This is a genomic window from Bacillus sp. KS1 (assembly GCF_020075515.1).
GTDB lineage: Bacteria > Bacillota > Bacilli > Bacillales > Bacillaceae > Bacillus > Bacillus velezensis.
The window spans coordinates 1-14,271 of sequence record NZ_JACAWW010000017.1; the positions used below are offsets into that span (position 1 = coordinate 1).

Below are 14,271 nucleotides of genomic sequence, written 5' to 3' on the forward strand. Positions count from 1 at the left end.
GCTGAACTTGCTTGCGATTTCGTCTACTTTCCCCATGAATGAGGTCGTGAACTTGTCCAGTTCGGCTAATATCGTTGCAGGACTGAATTTGCTTGCGATTTCGTCTACTTTCCCCATGAATGAGGTCGTGAACTTGTCCAGTTCGGTTAATATCGTCTCAGGACTGAATTTGCTCGCGATTTCGTCTACTTTCCCCATGAATGACGTTGTGAACTTATCCAGCTCTGCCAAAATCGTTGCAGGGCTGAATTTGCTCGCGATTTCGTCCGCTTTCTTCATAAAGCTTGCAGCGAATTTATCCAGTTCCGCTATGATTGTTTCCGGATAAAATTTGGATGCGATGTCATTGACTTTTTTCATGAAGGTGTCTGCAATGGAGTCAAGCATTGAAAAATCGTTTTTCGGCGAAGCAGGAGCAGCAGATGCAGAAGCTTTTCCGACGTCCGGCATATTCTTTTGCATTGCAGCCAGCTGTGCTGTCACCTTTTCGTTTAACGATAATTGAATGACATTGTTTTTTCCCGTCAGCGAATCAATGCCCGCTGAAATTCGGCCGACTGTTGTCATGACGTGATCTATGACGCGTATAGTGACAGAGTACCCGTTCTTTAACGCAGATTGCATGTAGCGTTTGATGCGTTCCATGGCAGGGGTCACTTCGTCTGACGCATAAAGTGAAACGGTAAATCCTTTAAAACCGGCAGCCAGATCCCGCAATCTCTCAAATGCCGCTGTCGCGCTGTCTTTTGCTCCTATTTTAATGGTTAAAGACGCAGGCAGACCCGCTAATTGGGTTTGCACCTTTTGAATGACGGCACTGGCTCCGTCTTCAGCTGAAATAGAGATCATTTTTGCGCCCAGCTTTCTTTTCATAGAGCGCTGGATGCGGTCAATTGTTCTTAAAACAGATTTACTCTCTTTGCGTATATCAATTTCACTTTGGCGTTTTGTCATTTTCCTGTATTTCTCAAGCGCTCTGAAGCCATTTTGGATTTTCCTTATTTTCTTTGAAACCCGATCTTCCAATTCAAAACGGGCGGTCAGCTTTGCCATGATGTCGCTCCCCCTTTCTTCGCTTGTTTTTCAAGAATGTCCAGCTTGTAACCGATTAAACCGTACAACAGCGCCTTAAAATGTCTCGGTGCTTCATATAACTCTTTCAGTTCTGATGGAGAATAATGAAGCTCATGCATCGCGTAATAGAGATACACGGCTTCCTTATTCCCATCTTTTATCAGTTTTTTGCTTCTTGCTCCAGATCTTCTAATTCATCTTCAAAACCATTGATCTCAATCGCTTTATTCAGCCAATTTGCATACTCACCGCCGACTGAAAGCACGCGTTTTGCCACCTCGACCGGATCTGCCGTTTTGTAAGCGTCGCGGAGCTCCTTAGACCGGAAATCAGGGTAAATCGTAGATTCAACCGCGATCCGCGCATAGAAGCGCTGGCTGTCTAAGTCTTTTACGCGGCCTCTGCCCTTCACATTTTTATATGTCGTGCTTTCCTTCTCCAGTTCATCAATGCGCTCAGTCGTAATGGCTTTAAAAATAAAAGGCACGATGTTTCCTTTTTTATCGACAAAACGCTTTGAAAGCGGAACCCGAATCTCCTCAGCCTCGACTGTTTTACCCGGCATAAAGAATGATAGATCAAATACTTGTTCGTTTTTTTCGCTCATGATGAAAACTCCCTTACTCTTTTTTTATAAAAAACAGGCCTGTAAAAGGCCTGTTTCACTCATACCGATCTTAATTAAAACGTTTCAGAAAGCTTTTCCGGCACATCGAAATCTTCAAAGGTAAACGGCACTTCTTCTTCGAGTGCTTCTGAGTCTACGTCCAGTCCGGCGATTTTTGCAGAATCAAAGTTGACGTCATACAGAGTGACGCGTTCTGTTCCGCGGCCAGATGATTTGTCATCAAGAACGGCTTGCAGCGTAAAATACGGGTCGCTGCCTTTTTTGACGTAATCCATCATAAGGACGGCGAATTTGGATGTGACCTTATAGAATGTTGCCGTGCCCGTTCCGTTGGCGCCTGTTGTTTTATGTCCCGTCATGCGGCGGCCCATGATGTTTACTTCTGATTTGTTTTTTTCCACGTTTGCTTCAAAGGTTTTAATATGCGCCATCTCTTCTCCGTCGAGAAATAAACGGCCTTCTTTTCCTGAAATCATGTTTTGCGCTTTTAATGCCATCTTAGTTTACCTCCACGTTAAAGTAGAATTTTTCTGCCGCATCCACAGGCTGTACGGCGAGATCGATTAAAAAGCCGTCGCGGTCTTCATTCAGCCCGATTGTAATGTCTTTGTCTGAATCAAAGTTGGCGATGCCGCCCGCATCCTGAAGCGTAGTCAAATATTGAATGATCATCGTTTTAACGAATTGAAGGCCGTCATTTGTCGCAGGAAGATCGCTGCCCGTGCCTTTTTTCGATTTAATTAAGGCTTTCAATTCACGTGTCAAATCGTTATTCACCGCATCAAGCACACGGACGATTTTGTTTTTCGCGAACTTTTTGTTTTTCTCTGCCGTAAATGTCACCAATGAGTTGATATCTTTTTCAACGCTGACTGACTTATCACGGGCATCATAAGAGAAAAGGAATTCACCTTTGGAAAGACGTTCGATTACTTCATCATGAGTCAGGCGGTGCAGCACATCGACGGCGCCTTCGTATTCAACGAATGTTAAGGATTGATTAAATGCGGCGCTGGCACTTGCGCCTGCCACCCAGGCGGTCGCATCTTCAGCTTTAATCTCGGTTCCGTCTTCCAACAGCACACCTTCAGTCACATTGATAATACCTTCATAATCTCCGCTGTAATGGGCGGTCACCCCTTGCACTTTCTGTCCCTGCGCATCGCGAAGGCGTTTAATGAATGCGGCAAATGTCGCTTTCAGCTGATCGTTTTCCGCGACAGGAAGAGCGATGACATCGAAATTCTCCGTTTCAGCCGCAGCTAAAAAATCCGTATAGTCTGAGTTGACCGGTGCTTTATCAGTTCCGCCCGCAAGACGGATGCCTGCCTGCGGGTTTAACGTTTCCCCGGATTCTTCCTCAGTGCCTGTCAGCGGGATGGAAGCCGACAGTTCGCCCGTTCCCGTGAATGTGACATAGCCGTTTGCTTTTAATTCTTCGGCTTTTTTCACCGTTTGTTTGTCAACTTCCGCTTCATCCATGTAAGTGGTCACGTCGAAAGCGGTCTGATCAAGGACGTTTTCACTGATGCGGATGATGATGTCATTTCCTTTTGAACCGCCGTACAAAGCGGTTGCTTTAACACCTTGCGAAAGATCGGCGCTCGCTCTGATTCCCTCTGTCAGACGGTACATCAAAACGGTTTTTGCTTTCTTTTTCGCCTCACGAAGCAGAATCAGTGACGGATCTTCAATACTGAGCCCCACTTTTTTATTCAAATCTTCAATGCTTGAAATGGAAACGAATGTTTTCGCTTCCCCCCAGCTTGATGCGACGGGAAGGGCGACAATCCCGCGTTCACCGATCGATACCCGCTCCTGGGCGGTTGTTTTAAAGTTAAAATAGATCCCGGCACGTTCTTTTTCTTTTCCTTGTGTAAATGTTCCGCCGTTCATTATTGCATGACCTCCTTGGTTAAAAATGCTTCAATGTAAGACTTGGCTTGCGCTTTTGTCATTTGTTTTTGCTTCACGCCGAATAAAGCCCCCTGGAGAATCTCAGGTTTTACGCCGAAAAGCTCCTTCGCGTGCTTTGTTAAATCCGCCGTGTCATAAAGAACCGCTCGTTCCGCCGCTGCGGCGTTTTTCTTTTTATGTTGTTTCACTTTTCTTTCACCCCGCTGTTAATGTCCACATCCCGCAGTGCGGGAGATGTTTGTTTCTGATAGTAGTAGCGGCTCGTCCAGCGGATTGTGATCACTGCCTCGCCTTTGTCTCCGACTCTTGTTTCGATACGGCTGATGCGGACGAAATCACCGGTGTCCTCCCCTGATTCCGTAAGCAGCGGAATCAGCTGTCTTGATTCTCTCACCGCATCGGCGATCCGGTCGGCTGCATAGAGCGCCTGCACCGAGTCGGCATGGAACAGCTTCACATTCAGACTGTATGTCTTCTTAAAGGTGGAGACTGTGTCATTCTCGTCAAAAACATACGGGGGCGGAATGTATAGTGACGGCACCTGAAATTGTTCAGGCAGTTCATTTTCATATACGGGCACGCCGCACTGCTGATACAAAAAAGCGGCGATTGAACCGGTTTCGCGATTCATCCGTTATCTCCCCCCAACGTGTTAAGCCACTGATCGAAACGCTTGTCCAGCGATTCGGCGAAGAGTGTTTCATACAATAGAAGGGCTTTGTCCCAAAACCCATTCCCGCTGATCCACTGTTTTTTGAGCGCCATTCCCGTTGAAGCTGACGGATCATAGATGAACCGAGAGCCTTGAAAATACCCGGGCACCCATCTGACATTTTCATCTGAGACGGTCCAATGTCCGTCATTTATGAATGAGGCATACTCTACATTGGTACCGATTTCAAGGGTCAGTCCCCCGTTTTCAATGATCCATACATGATCCTGCGCTCCTTTTCGGAAAGAAGACAGCAGGCCTTCTGTATCAATCCCTCCCGAATGAATAAGCTCCTCCCGTACCAAGTCGAGAAAATCCTCTCCTGACTGTTCCAGCCATTCGCCTGCCTGACGGGCAAATTCTCCGGATGATGCCTTTTGCAGCGACCGATTCCATTGTTCAAGGTTTTTTATGCTCATAGTCTATCATCTCTCACAGCGATAACCTCCCAATGGTGCTGTCTTGCTTTCTTCGGCATTTCCAGAATATACGCCTGGCCTTCCCAAATGATTTTGTCATTGACACACACAACGGCCTCTTTCGGAAAATGAACGAGAAACCGCTGATATACCTTATGATCAGGCTCAAGCTGAATAAGCTGCTGCTGTTTTTCAACAAACAGACACGGCACGTCTTCAGCATCCGGAACTTCCGGATAAGAAAAGACAGGCTGGAGTTTTTCGGCGGGAATCCCGAAGCGTCCTGCCTTCGGAACTGACACCGTCTCATGATAAATATCGCATCTGTCAGTGAGCAGCCGTTCGTAGCTCATAAAGGTCTCACCTTTGCGTTTGCAGAAACCGGGGAATAACCCGGCGCGATATATTCACAGAGCAGATGGTGCACCGCCGGTTTTCTGATTCCGCCTTCATCTGCCACCGTATAGGAATAGTCACCTATCTTTTCAGATTGATAGGCGGAAGCGGCTGCTTCATTCTGGTTGATCAGCGCAAAATATTGAGAAAGCTTTAATAACGCAAGCTTAATCTTTTCGGGAAGCGGTGAGTAAATAGGGTCAGTGAACGAATGCCCCGCCATTCTGGCCGCTTCCGCCTCCGCCTCCAGAATGTCCTGTATAAGAAGCGGCTCCGGCCTGTTTTTGACTTGATCATAAACTGAATATGAAACAACGTCAGACGGCTGAATTAACATAACTGCCACCCCCGTCTTATTCTTTAACGTTTACGATTTTGGCGCTTGCATCTTCTTCTTCAAATTTGCTGTCAAGTTTAGCCGTCAGTACGATAATAAATTTGCGGCTGCGAATATCTTTATCTACTTCGATTCGGATATTCCGTGAAAAACCGAGAATGATATTTTTCGGGTGAGTCAGAATGATGTCAGACGCATCGTACTGGGAATCACCTTCTCCGACTGAGTACGGCTGCAGATTGGACACTCCTTTGACCGGAACGCCGAATGCTGAAGACAAACCGCCCTGCACCGCAAGATCCCCCAGGTTGGTCTGACGGTCAGCCACACGGTCTTTCCATTCAATCTCCATGCCTTGAGATGTGTAAAATCTGAATTCCTGAGGCAGGCGCAAATATTTTGCCGGAATGGCTTTTAAGCCTTTTTTAAATGTGGCTCTGGACAGCTCTTCCCCGTTTCCGTCAATGACGTGAGATACAGTCTGCTTACGGATTCCGTCAAGCTGTGCCAAGTACGGATCAGAAGAAGATGTATCGCCGTTTACGACAAGCTCCTCAATATCGACTGCCGCCCGCTCCGCCAAAATCTGCATGATCGTCTGCTGCAGGCCGTCTTTTTCAATATTATTTTCAAGCGTGTCATAGGTGATATTAATTTCCGCAATGACTTCTTTCGTATTCAGCTGCACCGTACTTGTTGCCGGGACGGTCAGCTGATCGTCAGTTAAGGCTTTTCCTTCCTCAGCGGCACGCAGAATACGCTGGCCGAAACCGATTTTTTCAAATTTCTGCGAGTCATTTTCCATTTGAATCACACGCGATTCGCTGAAAATGGTCGGCGTGTTCTGCACCATGCGGATAAATGCTGAAGCTTGTGCAGGGTTCATTAAACCGCCGCTTTTTAAAGCGGAAAGTGACATTTCCGCCTTTCTGATAATATCTTGATTTCTCACTCTACAGTTCCTCCTTCTGACTGGGCTTAAAGCAGTCCGCTCCAAATGGATTTTTTAACAGGCTCTTGGCCGCCCGTCTCTTCTTCAGGCTGCTTTGATGCGCCTCTTACTTTTTCAAGCGCTTCAATGCGTTTAATAATCGGCGCGAGCATGTCCTCAACAAGCGTTTTCAGCTTTTCTTCATCAGACGGCGCAGCCGCCCCGTCTTTGTCTTCCGTGTTTTGGTCCAAGCTGTCAAGCCGCTTTAAAAGCGGGTGCAGCGCGTGTTCAATCGATTCTCTTACGTCTTCTTTTCTCATCTTGTTCAAGTCCTCTCCCTTGCGGTTTCTTGATTTGCGGTCACGGTCGAGAAATTGCTTGACCGCGCCGAATAAGCCGGCTTGCTTTTCTGCCGGCTCTTCGTAAACGTCAGCGGTTCCCGCCATGCTGTAGCCCGTAATGATACCGGCTTTAATCTGATCCCATACTTCATCGGAAGCTTTGGTGACAAGCACCCAAGATCCTTTCCGAATCACAGCATTCCCGATTTCAAAGTCATCCGGGGCGACGTACGACTCCACCACCTCGCCGGTCCCGCCTTCAAAATTATGATTTGTATCGATGTTGCGGGCATCCGCCAAAAAACCGTGAGCGGCCTTTTCAATCTCTTCAGCCGTCATATAATCGCCATGGGCATCCGGGACATCCGGCTCGTAAACGATGCCGTAAACAAGCTTCTGTTCATCCGATTCGCTTTTTGTAAACACCTGCACCTTTTTTTCAAATGACGGAAGGCCTCCGGCTGATTTTGTAAAAAAGAATTCCGTTTGGTTCGCCGCCTTATCGACATAGCTCACAAAACTGATGACGGCATTTCTCAATTCTCTCGGCACGAGATGTTTTCACCCCCTTTCAGGATTGCTCCTTTTTCCCTTTCAGCACCGGCCGGCTGTAGTACTCTTCAGGCCACTCCTCAAGCGTCTTCCCGAGCACTCTTCCGGCCAGATCACGGAGGTCATTAGGAGAGACCGCGCCGGCGGAAATAAATGGCGTAAGCACCTTCGCAATTTCAAGCGGATCGCGAAAATCAGGCCCTTTTAATGTGAGCTGTACATCGTGGAGACCCAATTCTGGCAAAAATAACGTGTTGAGCTTATTAATCAGCGTTTTCCGCTCCGGCTGAAACACCTGCTCCTCCGTTATTTTCCGTGCCGTATCGGCGGTGGCTTTGTTGTATTCCTGCGCCTCGCCCGTATAAAGCGGCGGGAGACGGAACGCGGAGCGGAGTTTATTTCTGCTTTTGTCGTCATATTCAAGAAACAGCGCATCATCCTGCAGAATTTCGGCAAGTGATTTAATTTCCACAGACACGGGCGTAATGTCTTCGCCTCCGTGAAGGTCTTTTTCCTTCGCAATACCTTCCGCCTCAATCAGCAGAAACTTGTGGGCGTTTTCCACTCCTTCCAGGTCATTCATATAATCCTGGAGCTCTTTGTACGAGGTTTCTGACAGCATGCCGTTTTCAACCGTAATGGCGGCCGGCACGTGACGGCCCTGCTTGAAATACATAAAATTCAGTTCTTCCGCTTTCCGGGCGCCGTACAGATTGACGATATTGCCGACCCAGCGCGGAATTCCGTAAGTGCCGCTGCCGATTTTTAAGTGAATCGCTTCATTTGCCCGGTATTCTTCAGACAGGGTCTTTACGTATTCGCCGGTTCTCATGTCCATCGTGCGGGGATCGCCGTATTCCTTAAAAAACACTTTCCGACCGTTCAGCATCTGAACATATTTACGGAACCGTTTTTGCCTTTTAATCGTTTTGGATGCGCCGTTTTCTTCATATGAAAATGTAACTTCAACGGGATCAGTCACACCGCAGACGCGCATATGTTTCACATCCAAATATTCAATCCCCGCCGGTTTTCCTGCCCCGTCCCGAAGCACTTCGAGAAAACCGTTGCCCGTTTTTTCGCGGTCTTCTATCGCATATCCGAGGACCGTCTCGGCCGATTCATCAAAATGAAGACATTTGTAAAAGCTCTCCAGCTTCATCCAGTTTTTTTCGGCCCGGGCCTTTTTTGACGGGGAGCAATCTGGGCTATTTACATCAAAGGTATATTCCACATCAAACCCAAAACCCGTAATATTGACCCGATACGCGTCAATGCACTGCTGAAGAATCGTCGAGTATTCGGCGATTGTTTTCAGTTCAATGAGATTATAGGGCGGTGAAATGATGTCTTCGCCGTACAGATCGGCAAATTGATCTTCGTTCATCTGCCTTGCCTGCGGCGCGGCCATTTTTGATTTAAAGACGGTGGCTCTAACGTTTTGATAGTTCGGCAACGCCTACCTCCTCCTTTCCCGATTCGGACGTCTCCGTTTTTGTGATGCATCTTTCAAATCCGCCGCGTCATAGTCATCCAGCGCATACCAAATGGCTGAAAGTGTGTGGGGATCAATTGAAAACTCATCTTCCGACAGAACGCCGTTTTTATTTTTTGCGTACGTTAAGTTCTGCAATTCGCGGGTCGTATGTTGACAGCTGTCTGAGCAATAGATATGTTTGAACCGTTTCAGCTTTTTTGTATACTGAAGTCTTGAGCCCGGAAACTTTTTGGCCGCAACCATGCAAAAACCCTGCCTGCGGAAATATTGGATGCTTTTCGGCTCAGCCGAATCCGCTTTGATCAGCTCTTTTTGATCCGCCAATTCCTGAAGCTCCTCAGCTGTCTGATCATCGGTCATTTTGTTTTTGTAATACTCCCAGAAAATATAAAGCTCTTTTTGATCCGGATCGACAGCAAGCCGGATGACCGCATTGTATGACTCTTCAAAACCGAAATCCATGCCCGTCCGAAACAGGGGGCGCCTGATGGAAGCAATCCGCTCCGTTACTTCGTTGTGCTCCATGACCTGAAACTGCGGAAACACGCGGATGCCATTGACGCCGAACTGTCCTTTGCGGGCGATTCGATATAAATCGGGATCGTAATGCCGTAAGCTGTCCAGCTGCTTAATATAGCTTTTCGGCAAAAACAGATTATCGCACGCTGTGGAATGGTGGTAATACGTATCTCCCTTAACGACGGTGCCTTTTTCATACAGCGTCTGATCATCCAATACGAACCGTTTTTTTTGGTCATCACGGAAAAAATGCCGGTACGTCCAATTGGAGGTGCCGACGGGATTTGTGGTGCATATCATATGAAGCGAAAGCTCGGGATGGCGCAGACGCCCGATCAGCTCCTTAAAGCCTTCATACTTCACTTCAGAGCATTCTTCAATCCAAATGAGTGAAATATGATGAATGGATTTCAATTTGGCCGGGTTGTCCATCCCTTTAAACATAATCCGGCTTCCGTTTGAAAATCTCAGCTGCATCGGCGAAGACACGGCCTTTACGGCATGTCCCAGCTCAAGCTCCCCGATAATATCTTCAAACAAGGCAAAGGTAGAATCTCTGTGCGTATCGAAAACTTCCCGCACGACAAGCGCCGTCCGCTTTTCACGAAGCAGCTTCAGGATGATTTTCAGCGCGGTATGATAGCTTTTTGACGAGCCGTAGCCTCCGACGAGAAATTGGTACGTTTCATTCCAATTGAACAAATAATCTTCAAAGCGCGGGTTAACCGCTTTTTCAATCATGACCGTTCCTCTTTCCGCGTAATGACAATGTCAATCGGCTTTTGGCTGTCTTCTGTTTTTTCCATCTTCTGCTGTGCCAGCTTTAATTTTTCATTTTCGATTTTTTGTTTAAATTGGTCAGGGAAAAGGTCAAAGTACAAGGACAGCTTTTCAAGAGCCTTCATCTTGTCGGCAAGCTTTATTGCAATGCCTTCTTTCCCTAGTTTTGCTTCCGTGACGATGGTTCCGTCCAGAAGGTGCGAATCTTTAACGTCAACGTAGCTGATCTCCTGCATAATCGGATTATCATTTTCGTCAAAGAGCGGCCCTGATTTTCCGAAGGCCTGAACCTCTTTTTTTCCGAAGGTTACATAATCGGTAATGTCGGCGAAAGCGATTTTCACATAGACTTGAAGAACGTCCATCGCTTCGACAAACACTTTATTAACCATTTCCTTTTTCATGCGGCTGATTTCTTTAGCGACTTTTTCGTTTTTTAACAGCCTGCTTCCCGTCACATGCGCGCTTTCCGGTGAATACCCGGCTTTTATCGCAGATTGGGTGGCGTTAAAGCTTTTCACATAATAAAGACAAAACAGCCGCTGGCGTTCGTTTAACTCATCACCTTCGCCCGGGTTGTTTTTTCCGCCGCTTTCCGCGTTCTTATTAAGCGCCTCGTCCCAGCGCCCTTCTTTTTTCCATCTGCCGATTGTTCTTGCGGATACGCCTGATTTGCCGGCAAGGGCGCGATTTGTGATGCGGCCTTTATGAGACTGATAGATTGTAAATGCCTGTTCTCTTTTTGCGTTTTTCATGCTACGGCATCACCGCCACCTCCGACATGATTGTCTATAATAAAAAGCGGCTTCTAATCGGGCCGCTTTTTGTGATCGTCTGTTCACTTCTAGGTGGCAAACGTATGACAACTTATGAAGCAGGCGATTGATTTCTTTGTTCCTGCTGTTTTTGAATTTTTAGAAGCGCCCGTTTGACCGTCGTCTGTACGGTTGATTTCTTTACGTTCAGCAAGGCGGCGATCCGTTCATACGAAAAGCATTCCGCTTTGTGGAGCAGCAGCATTTCTTTTTCTCTATCCGTTAAAACGGCTAATGCGTCCCGCAGTCTGATTCTGTCTTCTTCAGTCACATTTGCGGAAGGTTCAAACATCAGCGCCTGCGAATAGGTTTCTATGATTCTAGGATCTTTAATCAGCATTCTCTGATAAGCGTCTCTGCGGTCTATCGCTCTTCTTATGCCGGGCTGCCGGCCTTTTTCAAGCCATTCGATGACATATTCCACATCTGTAATGATCGTTCTGATGATTTTTTTATCTTTCAGTTCTTCTGAAGTAAGCATCGTTTCATCGGCTTCCTCCAACTGCTTGTACCACTTTTTCGTCTCTTTCAGCGTGCGTTTATATTCAAATAGTAAGTCTTCCATGTAGATCCTCCTCTTTTTCGGAACAAAAAAAGGACACCAACCAATGCGCAGCATGTGCGCGATTGATCAGTGTCCGCAGGCTTTCCGTCTTGGACGTATTCTGTTTTTAATTCAATTTAAAGCCGATTTCATATTCGATCCGGGCCAGATCTCCTTTTCGCGTTTCGACAAGCGTTTTGCCGTGCTCCGGCGCTTCGGCGAGCCATGCTTCCTTCTTCAGTCCGTCTACAATAATCACCCGAACCTTGCCTTCTTCCAGCTGGCTTTTTAATGTTGTATGTTCAATGTCAGTCAGTTTTTTAGGATTCATGTTTTACGCCCTCCGTCTTTTTCAGGATGTTTACTTCATGTATGAGGCTTCCGAGCTCATTTATGAACGCTTCTTTTTCTTCAGAACTTTCTCCCCGGAGCAGGCGGAGAGCCGTTTCGGCCGCCTCAAAAAGTTCCGGGGCTTTCGCCATCAATGCCGCGTTGATCTGCTGTGAGTATGAACTTAAGTTGAAAACGGCCGCGATGAGCCTTCCGTTTGAATAAGGGAACTTCTCTTTATCCGCTTCGCTGTAAGCGGAATAAATGTAAATGGGTTTTTCTTCTCCGCTGTGTACGGCCCGCCATGGAGCGGGGCTGTGTTTTTCTTGCAATGGTTATCCTCACTTTCCATCAGCCTCATGCCATGCTTCAATTTGCTTTTCTATCCGTTTCGCCTTGAACAGCAGGCAAAAAAGCCATTTGATATATTTATACACGTGCATCAAGCCTCGCTTTTGCGACTTGAACCATTCGCTCAAGACGTTTAATGACCGGCGTTAAATCAGTGCCTGTTTTGCAGTTCGGGCAAGGGTGAAAGACAGCGCCGAAACCCGTTTCCGTCATAATGACCTTCTTCGGTCCGCACAGCTTACACATTATCTCGCCCCCTCTAATCTGTGGTTTACGTCAAATGAATTGCCGTTAATGATGACTAAATAATCGCTGCACATCTCATAAATTCTTGTGCCCAGGGCTTCATCAACCTGCACCAATCCGTCACAGGCCAGCTCGCTCGAGATAAGAACCGGCTTATGATTTAAATAGCGGTAATTCACGATGGCGTACATTTGTTCAATCTGCCAATCGGTCGCCCGGGGTTTTCCGTTCAGCGGTTTGAACAGATCGTCAATAAAAAGCACATCCGCCTGTTTCATACGGCCAAGCTTTGCATCAAGCAGATCAAAATCATTTTTTAAATCCGTAAAGCCCTCCACAAAAGGAAAATACAGCACCGGTGTCTGCTTCTGTCTCATGACATAATTGCTGAGAGCGGTCAAAAGATGGGTTTTCCCCGACCCCGGACGCCCTAAAAGGGCAATGCTGTTTTTCCGGCAGTTTTTCATCTTGTCGAAGTTCTCAACATATTCAAGGGCGCACTCATATGCGTCGACGACTGCCTGAGGCTTGCCCCGCGTGATAAATCCTTTGAAATCCAGTTTCCGAAAGGCATCTGTAATTTCACTTGCGCCGAGAATGCGTTCTACTTTTCGTTCGGCGGCGCAGCGGCACTTCACCCACACATCCATTCCCAGCTGGTTTTTGAGATAACCGCCCTGATCTTTACAGAGCGGGCAGTCAAAGCGGCTTTTGTCTGATTCTTCCGGTCTGTCCGCCAGTAATGGACGTTTTCCGTTTTTCAGGTCGGCCAGTATCTGCTCGATCGTTCGTTTTGTCATGTATCGTATTCCTCTCTTTTTTTGTTGTGATTGTCCTTCCCGCAATTCGTGCATTCAAGCGGTCTTCCATAAACTTGGCGCAATAGCTGAAAGCCTTGATCGTTTCAGCTGAAGAGGTGCGCCGCTGTTCAAAAGCGGTAAAGCATTCGCCGAGCCATTTGATTGCTTCTTGTGCTGACGCACCGAGGGAAACAATCCGGGCGATGGCCTGATAATCCCGGGGCGACGGGTATACGCTCCGCCCCTCCTGTGCAGACCTTAATCTGATAAAATGGGCGGCAATGTCGTTAATCGCTTCTTCAGCAGTATGATTTTTTGTTATATCTATTTCTCTCCGGACATTTTTGTCCCGGTGATCCGCCGATATTGTCCGGTCAGTTGCTTCCGGGCGGGTTAATGTCTTTTTCGGCGTGAATCTTTTCGAGTGCTTTACGGAGACGATGAGTCCGTAAGGGGCGCGGACGGTTTTGATATACTCATGCTGTTCCAAGCTCTCGAGCCACCGCCTGACGGTTTTTTCGCTGACCGCGAATACATCGGCCATTTCTCTTGCTTTTACGGGCTTATGTCCGAGGACGATCCCCCACTTTATGCCGTCTTTTACATGTTCCTTTGTCGTTGAGCTGATGAACCATAAAAACAGCCAAATGGCGGACCCTATTTTGTCATAATGTTCAGAATTCAATAATCCGGAATAGATGAAAAGCGGGTAGCTTTTACGATTCATAAGGGACGTCTCCATTTTTCTTCAGACGTATATAGCGCTCATACTGCAATCGGTTATCAAATCGGAATACCGGTAGTCCGCAAGCGGTAAAAGATATCGAACCGCCTGCTTTTCCTAAACATCTCTGGTCAGCCGGATTGCTGCTGAAACGGATGATTATCGGCTGCATCTCTCACCCTCCTGATCAATTTCTTATCGTATTTTGATACGTTTTGTATCTCTATGATGTTGATTATATACGATACATTTCGTATCATCAAGACCTTTTTGATACTTTTTTTATCATCCCTTTCTTTTGATACATTTTGTATCTATAATCATAAGTAACTTAGGGTGTTGAAAAAAGAGAGGTCA

Annotated in this window: 21 protein-coding genes and 1 pseudogene; all 22 read right to left on the reverse strand. The window is 46.9% G+C overall.

Annotated features, from left to right (window positions below; translation table 11 throughout):
- Nucleotides 1-1,053 (reverse strand): annotated as a pseudogene (locus HWY38_RS10480) (phage portal protein); the annotation flags it as partial.
- Nucleotides 1,041-1,193 carry a hypothetical protein gene (locus tag HWY38_RS10485; protein WP_015239684.1) on the reverse strand — a complete coding sequence of 51 codons (153 nt, stop codon included), beginning with the start codon at nt 1,191-1,193 and terminating at the stop codon, nt 1,041-1,043. The gene HWY38_RS10485 and the pseudogene HWY38_RS10480, both read right to left, overlap by 13 nt.
- Nucleotides 1,194-1,234: 41 nt before the next feature.
- Complete coding sequence (locus HWY38_RS10490) at nt 1,235-1,681, reverse strand: phage tail assembly chaperone (RefSeq protein WP_032874591.1); 447 nt, start codon at nt 1,679-1,681, stop codon at nt 1,235-1,237.
- A 74-nt stretch (nt 1,682-1,755) separates the two neighbouring features.
- A complete protein-coding gene (locus HWY38_RS10495; RefSeq protein WP_224181811.1) occupies nt 1,756-2,199 on the reverse strand; it encodes a phage tail tube protein in 444 nt (147 codons plus the stop codon).
- Between the two features lies 1 nt (nt 2,200).
- Nucleotides 2,201-3,598: a phage tail sheath family protein gene (locus HWY38_RS10500; RefSeq protein ID WP_045207171.1), complete on the reverse strand. Its 1,398-nt coding sequence runs from the start codon at nt 3,596-3,598 to the stop codon at nt 2,201-2,203.
- Entirely contained in the window at nt 3,598-3,807 is a 210-nt protein-coding gene (locus HWY38_RS10505) for a hypothetical protein (protein ID WP_007610809.1), read from the reverse strand. The genes HWY38_RS10500 and HWY38_RS10505 overlap by 1 nt, the downstream gene beginning before the upstream one ends.
- The gene (locus tag HWY38_RS10510) at nt 3,804-4,250 is read right to left on the reverse strand and encodes a hypothetical protein (protein ID WP_007407270.1); all 447 of its coding nucleotides are present in this window, start codon (nt 4,248-4,250) and stop codon (nt 3,804-3,806) included. The genes HWY38_RS10505 and HWY38_RS10510 overlap by 4 nt, the downstream gene beginning before the upstream one ends.
- Nucleotides 4,247-4,750 (reverse strand): HK97 gp10 family phage protein, encoded by a 504-nt coding sequence (locus tag HWY38_RS10515; RefSeq protein ID WP_045207169.1) that lies wholly within the window; start codon nt 4,748-4,750, stop codon nt 4,247-4,249. Before HWY38_RS10515 ends, HWY38_RS10510 begins: the two co-directional genes overlap by 4 nt.
- Nucleotides 4,747-5,103, reverse strand: coding sequence for a DUF3599 family protein (locus tag HWY38_RS10520; RefSeq protein WP_224181812.1), 357 nt, complete (start codon nt 5,101-5,103; stop codon nt 4,747-4,749). The genes HWY38_RS10515 and HWY38_RS10520 overlap by 4 nt, the downstream gene beginning before the upstream one ends.
- Nucleotides 5,100-5,483, reverse strand: coding sequence for a DUF3199 family protein (locus tag HWY38_RS10525; protein WP_063095517.1), 384 nt, complete (start codon nt 5,481-5,483; stop codon nt 5,100-5,102). The genes HWY38_RS10520 and HWY38_RS10525 overlap by 4 nt, the downstream gene beginning before the upstream one ends.
- 16 nt (nt 5,484-5,499) lie before the next feature.
- Nucleotides 5,500-6,435: a phage major capsid protein gene (locus tag HWY38_RS10530; RefSeq protein WP_007407274.1), complete on the reverse strand. Its 936-nt coding sequence runs from the start codon at nt 6,433-6,435 to the stop codon at nt 5,500-5,502.
- Nucleotides 6,436-6,461: 26 nt separating this feature from the next.
- Nucleotides 6,462-7,307 carry an XkdF-like putative serine protease domain-containing protein gene (locus HWY38_RS10535; RefSeq protein WP_007407275.1) on the reverse strand — a complete coding sequence of 282 codons (846 nt, stop codon included), beginning with the start codon at nt 7,305-7,307 and terminating at the stop codon, nt 6,462-6,464.
- 19 nt (nt 7,308-7,326) lie between these two features.
- Nucleotides 7,327-8,718, reverse strand: coding sequence for a phage portal protein (locus tag HWY38_RS10540; protein WP_224181939.1), 1,392 nt, complete (start codon nt 8,716-8,718; stop codon nt 7,327-7,329).
- A 48-nt stretch (nt 8,719-8,766) separates the two neighbouring features.
- On the reverse strand, nt 8,767-10,065 hold the full coding sequence (locus tag HWY38_RS10545; protein ID WP_224181813.1) for a PBSX family phage terminase large subunit: 1,299 nt from the start codon (nt 10,063-10,065) through the stop codon (nt 8,767-8,769).
- Nucleotides 10,062-10,859, reverse strand: a complete 798-nt coding sequence (locus HWY38_RS10550) for a terminase small subunit (protein ID WP_224181814.1) — start codon at nt 10,857-10,859, stop codon at nt 10,062-10,064. The genes HWY38_RS10545 and HWY38_RS10550 overlap by 4 nt, the downstream gene beginning before the upstream one ends.
- A gap of 112 nt (nt 10,860-10,971) precedes the next feature.
- Nucleotides 10,972-11,484 carry a sigma-70 family RNA polymerase sigma factor gene (locus tag HWY38_RS10555; protein WP_032874577.1) on the reverse strand — a complete coding sequence of 171 codons (513 nt, stop codon included), beginning with the start codon at nt 11,482-11,484 and terminating at the stop codon, nt 10,972-10,974.
- Nucleotides 11,485-11,590: 106 nt separating this feature from the next.
- A complete protein-coding gene (locus HWY38_RS10560) occupies nt 11,591-11,794 on the reverse strand; it encodes an XtrA/YqaO family protein (protein WP_007610788.1) in 204 nt (67 codons plus the stop codon).
- Nucleotides 11,784-12,125, reverse strand: a complete 342-nt coding sequence (locus tag HWY38_RS10565; protein WP_224181815.1) for a phage portal protein — start codon at nt 12,123-12,125, stop codon at nt 11,784-11,786. Before HWY38_RS10565 ends, HWY38_RS10560 begins: the two co-directional genes overlap by 11 nt.
- A 97-nt stretch (nt 12,126-12,222) precedes the next feature.
- Nucleotides 12,223-12,390 carry a hypothetical protein gene (locus HWY38_RS10570; RefSeq protein WP_224181816.1) on the reverse strand — a complete coding sequence of 56 codons (168 nt, stop codon included), beginning with the start codon at nt 12,388-12,390 and terminating at the stop codon, nt 12,223-12,225.
- Nucleotides 12,390-13,190, reverse strand: coding sequence for an ATP-binding protein (locus tag HWY38_RS10575; RefSeq protein WP_088037084.1), 801 nt, complete (start codon nt 13,188-13,190; stop codon nt 12,390-12,392). Before HWY38_RS10575 ends, HWY38_RS10570 begins: the two co-directional genes overlap by 1 nt.
- Complete coding sequence (locus HWY38_RS10580) at nt 13,090-13,917, reverse strand: FaeA/PapI family transcriptional regulator (protein WP_088037083.1); 828 nt, start codon at nt 13,915-13,917, stop codon at nt 13,090-13,092. Before HWY38_RS10580 ends, HWY38_RS10575 begins: the two co-directional genes overlap by 101 nt.
- Nucleotides 13,907-14,086, reverse strand: a complete 180-nt coding sequence (locus HWY38_RS10585) for a hypothetical protein (RefSeq protein ID WP_003154869.1) — start codon at nt 14,084-14,086, stop codon at nt 13,907-13,909. Before HWY38_RS10585 ends, HWY38_RS10580 begins: the two co-directional genes overlap by 11 nt.
- Between the last annotated feature and the right edge of the window lie 185 nt (nt 14,087-14,271).

Bases quoted from the DNA above. Each gene is read 5' to 3' on its own strand.
- HWY38_RS10575 (WP_088037084.1), bottom strand. From the start codon at position 13,190: ATGACAAAACGAACGATCGAGCAGATACTGGCCGACCTGAAAAACGGA.
- HWY38_RS10525 (WP_063095517.1), bottom strand. From the start codon at position 5,483: ATGTTAATTCAGCCGTCTGACGTTGTTTCATATTCAGTTTATGATCAA.
- HWY38_RS10580 (WP_088037083.1), bottom strand. From the start codon at position 13,917: ATGAATCGTAAAAGCTACCCGCTTTTCATCTATTCCGGATTATTGAAT.
- HWY38_RS10510 (WP_007407270.1), bottom strand. From the start codon at position 4,250: ATGAATCGCGAAACCGGTTCAATCGCCGCTTTTTTGTATCAGCAGTGC.
- HWY38_RS10545 (WP_224181813.1), bottom strand. From the start codon at position 10,065: ATGATTGAAAAAGCGGTTAACCCGCGCTTTGAAGATTATTTGTTCAAT.
- HWY38_RS10485 (WP_015239684.1), bottom strand. From the start codon at position 1,193: ATGCATGAGCTTCATTATTCTCCATCAGAACTGAAAGAGTTATATGAA.
- HWY38_RS10490 (WP_032874591.1), bottom strand. From the start codon at position 1,681: ATGAGCGAAAAAAACGAACAAGTATTTGATCTATCATTCTTTATGCCG.
- HWY38_RS10555 (WP_032874577.1), bottom strand. From the start codon at position 11,484: ATGGAAGACTTACTATTTGAATATAAACGCACGCTGAAAGAGACGAAA.
- HWY38_RS10570 (WP_224181816.1), bottom strand. From the start codon at position 12,390: ATGTGTAAGCTGTGCGGACCGAAGAAGGTCATTATGACGGAAACGGGT.
- HWY38_RS10500 (WP_045207171.1), bottom strand. From the start codon at position 3,598: ATGAACGGCGGAACATTTACACAAGGAAAAGAAAAAGAACGTGCCGGG.
- HWY38_RS10540 (WP_224181939.1), bottom strand. From the start codon at position 8,718: ATGGCCGCGCCGCAGGCAAGGCAGATGAACGAAGATCAATTTGCCGAT.
- HWY38_RS10585 (WP_003154869.1), bottom strand. From the start codon at position 14,086: ATGCAGCCGATAATCATCCGTTTCAGCAGCAATCCGGCTGACCAGAGA.
- HWY38_RS10515 (WP_045207169.1), bottom strand. From the start codon at position 4,750: ATGAGCATAAAAAACCTTGAACAATGGAATCGGTCGCTGCAAAAGGCA.
- HWY38_RS10550 (WP_224181814.1), bottom strand. From the start codon at position 10,859: ATGAAAAACGCAAAAAGAGAACAGGCATTTACAATCTATCAGTCTCAT.
- HWY38_RS10560 (WP_007610788.1), bottom strand. From the start codon at position 11,794: ATGAATCCTAAAAAACTGACTGACATTGAACATACAACATTAAAAAGC.
- HWY38_RS10520 (WP_224181812.1), bottom strand. From the start codon at position 5,103: ATGAGCTACGAACGGCTGCTCACTGACAGATGCGATATTTATCATGAG.
- HWY38_RS10495 (WP_224181811.1), bottom strand. From the start codon at position 2,199: ATGGCATTAAAAGCGCAAAACATGATTTCAGGAAAAGAAGGCCGTTTA.